General features: G+C 69.5%; 7 protein-coding genes and 2 pseudogenes. 6 read left to right on the forward strand and 3 right to left on the reverse strand.

The features are described from left to right. The first annotated feature begins 5 nt into the window (after positions 1-5). The 6 genes and pseudogenes from ACWCPI_RS26335 to ACWCPI_RS26360 all read left to right on the forward strand — a co-directional run. The gene (locus ACWCPI_RS26335; protein WP_451040451.1) at positions 6-2,552 is read left to right on the forward strand and encodes a DUF4118 domain-containing protein; all 2,547 of its coding nucleotides are present in this window, start codon (positions 6-8) and stop codon (positions 2,550-2,552) included. Between the two features lie 248 nt (positions 2,553-2,800). Then, complete coding sequence (locus ACWCPI_RS26340) at positions 2,801-3,316, forward strand: toxin-antitoxin system HicB family antitoxin (RefSeq protein WP_451040452.1); 516 nt, start codon at positions 2,801-2,803, stop codon at positions 3,314-3,316. Positions 3,317-3,397: 81 nt separating this feature from the next. Beyond that, on the forward strand, positions 3,398-4,246 hold the full coding sequence (locus ACWCPI_RS26345; RefSeq protein WP_451040453.1) for a DUF4097 family beta strand repeat-containing protein: 849 nt from the start codon (positions 3,398-3,400) through the stop codon (positions 4,244-4,246). A gap of 63 nt (positions 4,247-4,309) precedes the next feature. Next, positions 4,310-5,296, forward strand: coding sequence for an ATP-binding cassette domain-containing protein (locus ACWCPI_RS26350; RefSeq protein WP_451040464.1), 987 nt, complete (start codon positions 4,310-4,312; stop codon positions 5,294-5,296). After that, complete coding sequence (locus tag ACWCPI_RS26355) at positions 5,293-6,084, forward strand: ABC transporter permease (RefSeq protein WP_451040454.1); 792 nt, start codon at positions 5,293-5,295, stop codon at positions 6,082-6,084. The genes ACWCPI_RS26350 and ACWCPI_RS26355 overlap by 4 nt, the downstream gene beginning before the upstream one ends. A gap of 258 nt (positions 6,085-6,342) precedes the next feature. Beyond that, a pseudogene (locus ACWCPI_RS26360) lies at positions 6,343-6,573 on the forward strand (flavoprotein); the annotation flags it as partial. Positions 6,574-6,594: 21 nt separating this feature from the next. Here ACWCPI_RS26360 and ACWCPI_RS26365 read toward each other — a convergent pair. From ACWCPI_RS26365 to ACWCPI_RS26375, 3 genes and pseudogenes are all read right to left on the reverse strand, one after another. Continuing rightward, positions 6,595-7,380 carry a hypothetical protein gene (locus ACWCPI_RS26365; protein WP_451040455.1) on the reverse strand — a complete coding sequence of 262 codons (786 nt, stop codon included), beginning with the start codon at positions 7,378-7,380 and terminating at the stop codon, positions 6,595-6,597. Between the two features lie 119 nt (positions 7,381-7,499). Next, positions 7,500-8,180 carry a DUF488 family protein, N3 subclade gene (locus tag ACWCPI_RS26370; protein ID WP_451040456.1) on the reverse strand — a complete coding sequence of 227 codons (681 nt, stop codon included), beginning with the start codon at positions 8,178-8,180 and terminating at the stop codon, positions 7,500-7,502. Between the two features lie 345 nt (positions 8,181-8,525). Beyond that, positions 8,526-8,850 (reverse strand): annotated as a pseudogene (locus tag ACWCPI_RS26375) (recombinase family protein); the annotation flags it as partial. Between the last annotated feature and the right edge of the window lie 237 nt (positions 8,851-9,087).

Genomic DNA, 9,087 nt, shown 5'->3' on the forward strand with positions numbered 1-9,087 from the left:
ACGACATGGCACGCGGCAAGCTCCGGATCTACCTCGGCGCGGCACCCGGCGTCGGCAAGACCTACGCGATGCTGTCCGAGGCGCACCGCCGCATCGAGCGGGGCACCGACTGCGCGGTCGCCTTCGTGGAGCACCACGACCGCCCGCGCACCGAGGTGATGCTGCACGGCCTGGAGCAGGTGCCGCGCAGGGAGCTGGAGTACCGGGACAGCACCTTCACCGAGATGGACGTCGACGCGGTGCTCGCCCGCCGCCCGCGGGTGGCGCTCGTCGACGAGCTCGCGCACACGAACATCCCCGGCTCCCGCAACGCCAAGCGCTGGCAGGACGTCGAGGAACTGCTGGCCGCCGGCATCGACGTGATATCGACCGTCAACATCCAGCATCTGGAGTCGCTGGGGGACGTCGTCGAGTCGATCACCGGCGTACGGCAGCGGGAGACCGTACCCGACGAGGTCGTACGGCGTGCCGACCAGATCGAGCTGGTGGACATGTCGCCCGAGGCGCTGCGCCGCCGCATGGCCCACGGCAACATCTACAAGCCGGACAAGGTCGACGCGGCCCTGTCCAACTACTTCCGCCCCGGCAACCTCACCGCCTTGCGCGAGCTGGCGCTGCTGTGGGTGGCCGACCGGGTCGACGCGTACCTGAACGAGTACCGCAGCGAACACCGTGTGTCCAGGATCTGGGGCTCGCGCGAGCGGATCGTGGTCGGCCTGACCGGCGGCCCGGAAGGGCGCACCCTCATCCGGCGCGCCGCGCGCCTGGCGGAGAAGGGCGCGGGCGGCGAGGTGCTGGCCGTGTACATCTCCCGCAGCGACGGCCTGACGTCGGCCTCACCGAAGGAGCTGGCCGTCCAGCGCACCCTGGTGGAGGACCTGGGCGGCACCTTCCACCATGTCGTCGGCGACGACATACCCGCCGCCCTGCTGGACTTCGCGCGCGGCGTCAACGCCACCCAGATCGTGCTCGGCGTCTCCCGCCGCAAGGGCTGGCAGTACGTCTTCGGACCTGGCGTCGGCGCCACGGTGGCCCGCGAGTCCGGCCCCGACCTGGACGTCCACCTCATCACCCACGACGAGGTGGGCAAGGGCCGTGGGCTGCCCGTCGCCCCGAGGGGCGCCCGGCTCGGCCGGACCAGGCTCGCCTGGGGTTGGCTGACCGGCGTAGGCGGACCAGTGCTGCTGACGTGGCTCCTGAGCACCGCCCTGCCAGACGTGGGGCTCGCCAACGGCATGCTGCTCTTCCTGACCCTGACGGTCGCCGCGGCACTGCTGGGCGGACTCTGGCCGGCGCTGGCCTCCGCGGTGGTGGGATCCAGCCTCCTGAACTGGTACTTCACCCCACCGGTCCACACCTGGACCATCGCCGACCCGAAGAACATCCTCGCGATCGCGGTGTTCTTCAGCGTCGCCGTCTCCGTCGCGTCCGTGGTGGATCTTGCCGCCCGCCGCACTCACCAGGCGGCCCGGCTGCGCGCCGAGTCGGAGATCCTCTCCTTCCTCGCCGGCAACGTCCTGCGCGGCGAGACCAGCCTCGACGCGCTCCTGGAACGGGTCCGCGAAACCTTCGGCATGGAGTCGGTGGCGCTGCTGGAACGCGAGAGCGACCTCGCACCCTGGACCTGCGTCGGCAGCATCGGCCCACGGTCCAGCGTCGTTCCCGACGAGGCGGACGTCGACGTCCCGGTCGGCGACCACATGGCACTGGCCCTGTCGGGCCGTGTCCTGCCGGCGGAGGACCGCCGGGTGCTGGCCGCGTTCGCCGCCCAGGCGGCCGTCGTCGTGGACCGACAGCGCCTGCAGCAGAAGGCCGACGAGGCGCAGAATCTCGCCGAGGGCAACCGCATCCGCACCGCTCTGCTCGCCGCCGTCAGCCACGACCTGCGCACCCCGCTCGCCGGCATCAAGGCGGCGGTCACCTCCCTGCGCTCGGACGACGTGGAGTGGTCGGAGGAGGATCAGGCGGAACTCCTGGAAGCGATCGAGGACGGTGCCGACCGCCTCGACCACCTCGTCGGCAACCTGCTCGACATGTCCCGCCTCCAGACCGGCACCCTCACCCCCCTCATCCGGGAGACCGACCTGGACGAGGTCATCCCGATGGCGCTGGGCGGCGTCCCCGAGGACAGCGTGGAGCTGGACGTCCCCGAGACCCTGCCCATGGTGGACGTCGACCGCGGCCTGCTGGAACGGTCGGTCGCCAACATCGTCGAGAACGCCGTGAAGTACAGCCCCCCGGGGCAGCGGGTCCTGGTCTCCGCGAGCGCCATAGCCGACCGCGTGGAGGTCCGGGTCATGGACCGCGGTCCCGGCGTCCCGGACGAGGCCAAGGCCCGCATCTTCGAACCCTTCCAGCGCCATGGCGACGCCCCGCGCGGCAACGGCGTCGGCCTCGGCCTCGCCGTTGCCCGCGGCTTCGCCCAGGCCATCGGCGGCAGCCTGCACGCCGAGGACACACCGGGTGGCGGCCTCACCATGGTGCTCGCCGTACGGACGGCGCCGGAACGACGGCCGCAGCAACCGGACGTGCCGGCGGCGACCACCTCTTGAGGAGGGGTGCTCAGGGGCGTCCGGGGTTCTACGTTGCACGTATGGCACCACATGGCACCACATGGCACCATCTGGCGCCACGTAGTGCCAAGTGGTGCCGCACCGGTTCTCCAAGCGCACATGCTGTGATGGTGGCCCGGGTCGCCTTTGTCACGTTTCCCCAGGCTGGGAGACGTCTCACCCGCTCGGCGGCCGCGAGGTGCCATCTAGGTTTGCGTGTGGCGCCATTGTGGTGCCATCATGGCGTAATGGACCTCACGCCGTATCTTGAAACTCTCCGCCGTGAACTCGCGGTGGCCGCTGAAGCCGGCGGTGAAGAAGCGCGCGAGCTGGCCGAGCGGCTCACGGCTCCTCTGGAGTCGGCGACCCGGCTGACCATGCTCAACGTGCTCTCCGCCGCGATGGACGAGATCACCCGCGAGCTCGCCCCCGGCTCGGTCGACGTACGGCTGCGCGGGCTGGACCCCGACTTCGTGGTGACGCCGCCGCCCACCTACGGCGCCGCCTCCGTGGAGCCGGCCGCGCCCGTCGAACCGCTCAAGGCCCCGGCCGAGGGTGACGAGGGTGGCACCGCCCGGGTCAACCTGCGTCTTCCAGCCCACCTCAAGGCCCGCGCCGAGGAAGCCGCGAGCCGCGAGGGCCTGTCGGTCAACGCGTGGCTGGTGCGTGCCGTGTCCGCCGCGGTCGAGGGCGGCGGCCACCGGCCCCGTACGACGGAGAAGAGCCAGAGCGTCGGCCAGAGCTTCACGGGGTGGGTGCGCTAGCCGCACCCGCACCACTTCACCCCCACGACTTCACGTCCCACCAGCGGGGACGCCCTGTAGACCCAAGAGGACGGGACAGCCATGCCTTCTTTCGACACCCCCGCACCGATCTCGGTCACCGCGCGCGTGGAGGCCGGTTCCATCCAGTTCACCGCGAGCGACCGCCCCGAGACCGTCGTCGAGGTGCGGCCCCGCAACCCGAAGAAGGACCTGGACGTGCGGACGGCCGACCAGACCGACGTCACGTACGCGAGCGGGGTCCTCACCGTCATGACGCCCAGGCCGAACCTGTTCGGACTCGGCCGCACCGGCGTCGTCGACGTGACGGTCGAACTGCCCGCGGGCTCGCGCATCGACATGACCGGCGCCTGGACCCAGGTGCTCGGCGAGGGCCGGCTCGGCGAGGTCCGTGTGAAGACCTCCTCCGGCGACGCCCGCCTCGATACGACGGGCCCGCTGAACCTGACCGCCTCGCACGGCTCGATCACCGTGGACCGGGTCGAGGGCGGGGCCGAGATCACCACCAGTTCCGGCAGCCTGCGCGTCGGCCACGTCGACGGCCCCGCCGTCCTGAAGAACTCCCATGGCACCACCACCATCGGCGCCGTGACCGGCGAGACGCGGGTGAGCGGCGCCCACGGCGACATCAGCATCGACCGCGCCGAGGACTCCGTCACCGCCACCACCGCCCACGGCACCGTGCGCGTGGCCGAAGTGGTCCGCGGCACCGTCCGGCTGGAGACGAACTACGGCGCCATCGAGGTCGGCGTCCGCGAGGGCACGGCCGCCTGGCTCGACGTCAACTCCGGCTCGGGCCAGGTGCGCAACACGCTCATCGCGTCCGACGCCCCCCAGGAGACCGAGGACACCGTCAAGATCCACGCCCGCACCAAGTACGGCAACATCGACGTCCGCCGCGCCCGAGTCTGAAGGCCGGTTTCACCCCCACCCGCCCCAGTCTTCGAAACGGAGGGTCCCATGCCTTCATCTGTCATGCCCACATCCAGCCTGTGTGGCGGCCCACCATCGCCCGCTGCCATCTCCACCACCGGTCTGCGCAAGTCCTACGGCGACAAGACCGTCCTCGACGGCATCGATCTCCGAATCCCGGCCGGGTCCGTGTTCGCGCTGCTCGGCCCGAACGGCGCGGGCAAGACCACCGCCGTGAAGATCCTTTCCACGCTCATCACCACGGACAGTGGGCAGGCACAGGTCGCGGGCCACGACCTCATCGCCGATCCGCAGGCGGTGCGTGCGGCGATCGGTGTCACGGGGCAGTTCTCCGCCGTCGACGGGCTCCTCACAGGTGAGGAGAACATGCTCCTCATGGCGGATCTGCACCACCTGTCCAAACGCGAGCGACGCCGCGTCGCCGCCGAACTGCTGGAGCGTTTCGACCTGGCGGAGGCCGCGAAGAAGCCCGCGGCCACCTACTCGGGCGGAATGAAGCGCCGCTTGGACATCGCCATGACGCTGGTCGGCTCCCCGCGGATCATCTTCCTCGACGAGCCGACCACCGGCCTCGACCCGCGCTCCAGGCACACCATGTGGCAGATCGTCCGCGAGCTGGTCTCCGACGGCGTCACCGTCTTCCTCACCACCCAGTACCTGGAGGAGGCCGACGAACTCGCCGACCGCATCGCGGTACTGAACGGCGGCAGGATCGCCGCCGAAGGCACCGCGGAGGAGCTGAAGCGACTGATCCCGGGAGGTCACGTCCGCCTCCGGTTCACCGACCCGACGGCATACGAGAACGCCGCGTCCGCCCTGAGTGAGATGCGGCGCGACGACACCGCACTCACGCTCCAGATCCCCAGCGACGGCAGCCAGCGCGAACTGCGCTCCCTGATCGACTGGCTCGACGCGGCCGGCATCGAGGCCGACGAACTGACCGTGCACACACCGGACCTGGACGACGTGTTCTTCGCCCTGACCGACGAAGAAGGCGTGCCCCACCAGCCCGAGGAGACCACCCGATGAGCTCCCTCGCCCTCGCCGTGCGTGACTCGTCCACGATGCTGCGGCGCAACCTTCTGCACGCCCGCCGCTATCCGTCGATGACGCTGAATCTGCTGCTCTCGCCGGTCGTGCTTCTGCTGCTCTTCGTCTACATCTTCGGCGACGTGATGAGCGCCGGGATCGGGGGTGGCGGGGCGGACCGCGCCGAGTACGTCGCCTATCTCGTCCCGGGCATCCTGCTGCTGACCATCGGTGGCACCACGATCGGCAGTGCCGTATCCGTCGCCATGGATATGACCGACGGCATCATCGCCCGCTTCCGTACGCTGGCGATCCACCGCGGGTCGGTGCTCATCGGGCACGTCGTGGGCAGCGTGCTGCAGTGCATGATGAGCGTGCTGCTCGTCGGGGCAGTCGCGGTGGCGATCGGCTTCCGGGCCACGGATGCCACACCCCTGGAGTGGCTGCTGGCGATCGGGCTGCTGACGCTCGTCTCCCTGGCGCTCACCTGGATCGCGGTCGGCATGGGCCTGTCGAGCCCGAATCCCGAGGCGGCCAGCAACAACGCCCTGCCGCTGATGATCCTGCCGCTCCTGTCCAGTGCTTTCGTCCCGGTCGACGCGATGCCGGGCTGGTTCCGGCCGGTCGCCGAGTACCAGCCCTTCACCCCGGCCATCGAGACCCTGCGCGGCCTGCTCCTCGGCAGCGAGATCGGCCACAACGGCTGGCTCGCCGTGGCCTGGTGCCTGGGCCTGGCGGTGATCGGCTACTTCTGGTCGAAGTCGTTGTTCGCCCGCGATCCGAAGTAGCGGGAGAAGGCGCAGGACTGAGGCCCTGCCTTCGTTGAGCCGTGTCTGAGCTTGCGGCGGCGCGCGGCGCCGCGGCACGGCGTTCGGGAGCTGTCTCGTGGACCTGCGCCCCCCGGTGCTGGTCCGTTCCCGCCAGCCCAGGGGCGGGCTGGGGCGAGGGCGCCTTCCCCGGCGGGGAAGAGTGTCTTGGCCGATAACTTGCTCCGGCTGAGGTCGAGTTGGCCGTCGGCTCATCCGGGGTGAGGGGAGGGTCAGTAGGAGGCATACGGCATGGGCGTCCCGGTTGCCGTCCTCCCGTACCTGAATGCGGCCCAGGCAGCCCACCCCGCCCACCGGCGAAGCCTGGACACCCTGCACGAGATGGGCGTCCTCCTCGGCTTCTACGAACCCCACCGCCCCAAGGCCGGCGGCGGCGCGGACCGGTTCCGCTGGGAGGAAGCCCTGGAACTCCTGGAGCCGGAGATCAGGCGTGGCCGGTTCACTCAATGAACGGCCCCCTCGGCCTGGCGGTCAGTCCCCGAAGAGACTGTCCTGGACGTACTGGACGACATTCGTCCTCGGATAGAACAGCCCCAGCAGCATGAACGTCTTGGGATGAGCCGCGATGTTGCCGACGAAGAAGTGGACGGCGCGGTCTCGGGTGAAGATCGAGTCGTGCCAGCGCTCCCGCAGCTTGTCGTGCACGCCGTGCTCGCCGTACTTGCGCAGGAACTTGCGGTACGACGCGCCGGCCTCCCAGTCCTTCAGCGCCATGTCGTGCGATGGGCAGGCGTCGTCCACGCAGCGAAACCGATAGCGGAATTCCAGCGGTACCCACTCAAGGGGAGCCAGGTCCTGCTCCAACAGATCGAGCTGGTCCGCCAATGCGGCCTTGGACGCGGACCAGGGCTCGGCTGCCGTGAGCCGGAAGGTGGCCTCGGCGGGCCGGAAGACACCGAGCGAAGTTCCCAGCCGCTCCTGATCCCTCTTGATCGCGCACAGCGACGGCGCGACGAGAGGCTCGACGTACTTGTACCGCTCCCTCCAATCGCCGCCCGGCGGTACCTCGCCCACGATCTGAAGAGTGTCGAGGTTGGGCCGCAGGCTCTCAGGCCGCGAGTCACGCGTGCCGTGCGGCTCGACGTCGACCTCGATGACCGAGTACTTCCGGAACTGGTCCTCCTCCCGTAAGAGCCGGAAGGGCACGGGAAACAGGCGCACGTGTCGAGGTGCATCCTCGTCCAGGCGTATGCCCGCCACGCAGCTCGTCTCGCGGTACTTGTTGGACAGCTCCGGATACGTCTTGACCGTGATCATGATTCTCGCGCGCTGTCGTCTCCCCGATCGCATGGCGCCCCCTCCACTGATCTCCCCGATCTGATTGGAGGAGAGGCATGCGCCTGTGGCAAGGGCGCGTGCGGGAGCGGGGGACGAAGTCAGGCCAGGGGGATCACGGGTACAGCGGCCCGCTTGCGGACCGTCTCCAGGACGACCTGCCGGTGGCACCGGCTCTCGTCCTTCTCGAAGCACAGCACCGCGACCCGTGACTGCCGGGCGTGCTCGGCGAGGCGGTCGAGATCCAACTGCGCCTCCTCGGACCGGAGCACGCTGCGGAAGTGCGCCCTGCCCACATCGAGGCGGCCCTCCCAAAACGGCTCCCGGTTGTCCTTGGGATTGCCCAGGCCACGCAGGTGCGTGTACTTGATGCCGGCTGCGGCCAGCGCCTCTCCGAGCCGGGTCTTGCTGAAGCCCTTCTTACGGCTGATCGGCGTGAGCCGGACGTCCGCCACGACATCGATGCGGCTGTCACGGAGCGAGGCGACGAACGACTCGATGTCACGCCCCTCGTACCCCGCGGACCAGAGCCCAGGCATGGCCCTGGTCTCCCGGAACAGATCGTCGAGGGAGACCTCCAGAGCCTCGGCGACGGCTCCGACCGTGAGGAAACCTGACTGGATCGCTCCCTCGCCCTCCAGCCGCGACAGCGTCCGGACGGCGATCCCCGCTTCCTTGGCGAGCCGTTCCCGCGACCACCCGCGGGCCTCCCGCAGCGTCCGTACCCGCCGGGCGAGGGCGCGGGCTTGATCGTGGGGACGCGCTGAGTGAGGGGCTGCCATGTGCCGTGATCCTAACGGCGGTTGCGGTGGGTGGGCATGTCGTTCTTGGCCGTCTGACGGGCTCGATTCGCGAACGCGCAGGTCCCGGTGCCCTGGGGTGCCGAACCGCACACCCGCCCAGCGGTCACCCCTGGGAGAAGCCGAGCAGGATCCTCTCCCAATTTCCTCCCGAACGATCTCCAGAAGCCACTCAGGGGCCTGATCCACTGAGTGGATCAGGCCCCTGACCTGGTCTGACTCTGTCGGGGTGGCGGGATTTGCCGGCGCCGGCGCGGCGCATCATCATTTTCTTGATCCACTCCCCGTTCACTCCCCGGTGGGTGTGGCCTCCGAGGAACGGTCATTGAACTTCACGGTGGACAGCAGTTCGCCGGTGCGCGGGTGGCGGGCGGTGAGGTCCATCGCGGAGAAGGCGCCGTCGTGGATGCGCAGCGCGATCTGGTCGCGGTGGAGGACGTCGAGACATCTCGGAGATGTGCACGGTGTCGCCCGGCCGTGCGTAGAGCAGTTTGCGGAACTTCGGGCGCTGGAGGGGGTGGAGGCGGCTTGAGGTGCCCGGGTCTTCCTCGAAGACGACCGGGGCGACGATGCCGGCCTCGTCCAGGACGAGGTTCTGCCGGGCGGTGGACAGCTGGTCGGTCGAGACCCGCTTGTAGACCAGGTTCGCCACCGAGGGGCCCCTTCCGTATGGAGGATCGGACCCTGTCTGTCGTCAAACCCTGTCAGCAATCACCGTCAGATCTGATTGGATTCGGGCCGCCGCGAACCCCTCGACTACACGCGTTCATTGGACGCGTCGAGACCTGTCGTCAAACGATCGTTTGCCGACAAGCAAGGCTGGCCCGGAGGTCATCACTTCCTGGGCGGCTGGTAGTTGTAGGACCTGATCGACGGGATACGGTTCCGC

Source organism: Streptomyces sp. NPDC001920, assembly GCF_053594495.1.

Coding starts and splice junctions, on each gene's coding strand:
- ACWCPI_RS26355 (WP_451040454.1), top strand. CDS start 5,293: ATGAGCTCCCTCGCCCTCGCCGTGCGTGACTCGTCCACGATGCTGCGG.
- ACWCPI_RS26370 (WP_451040456.1), bottom strand. CDS start 8,180: ATGGCAGCCCCTCACTCAGCGCGTCCCCACGATCAAGCCCGCGCCCTC.
- ACWCPI_RS26350 (WP_451040464.1), top strand. CDS start 4,310: ATGCCCACATCCAGCCTGTGTGGCGGCCCACCATCGCCCGCTGCCATC.
- ACWCPI_RS26365 (WP_451040455.1), bottom strand. CDS start 7,380: ATGATCACGGTCAAGACGTATCCGGAGCTGTCCAACAAGTACCGCGAG.
- ACWCPI_RS26340 (WP_451040452.1), top strand. CDS start 2,801: ATGGACCTCACGCCGTATCTTGAAACTCTCCGCCGTGAACTCGCGGTG.
- ACWCPI_RS26335 (WP_451040451.1), top strand. CDS start 6: ATGGCACGCGGCAAGCTCCGGATCTACCTCGGCGCGGCACCCGGCGTC.
- ACWCPI_RS26345 (WP_451040453.1), top strand. CDS start 3,398: ATGCCTTCTTTCGACACCCCCGCACCGATCTCGGTCACCGCGCGCGTG.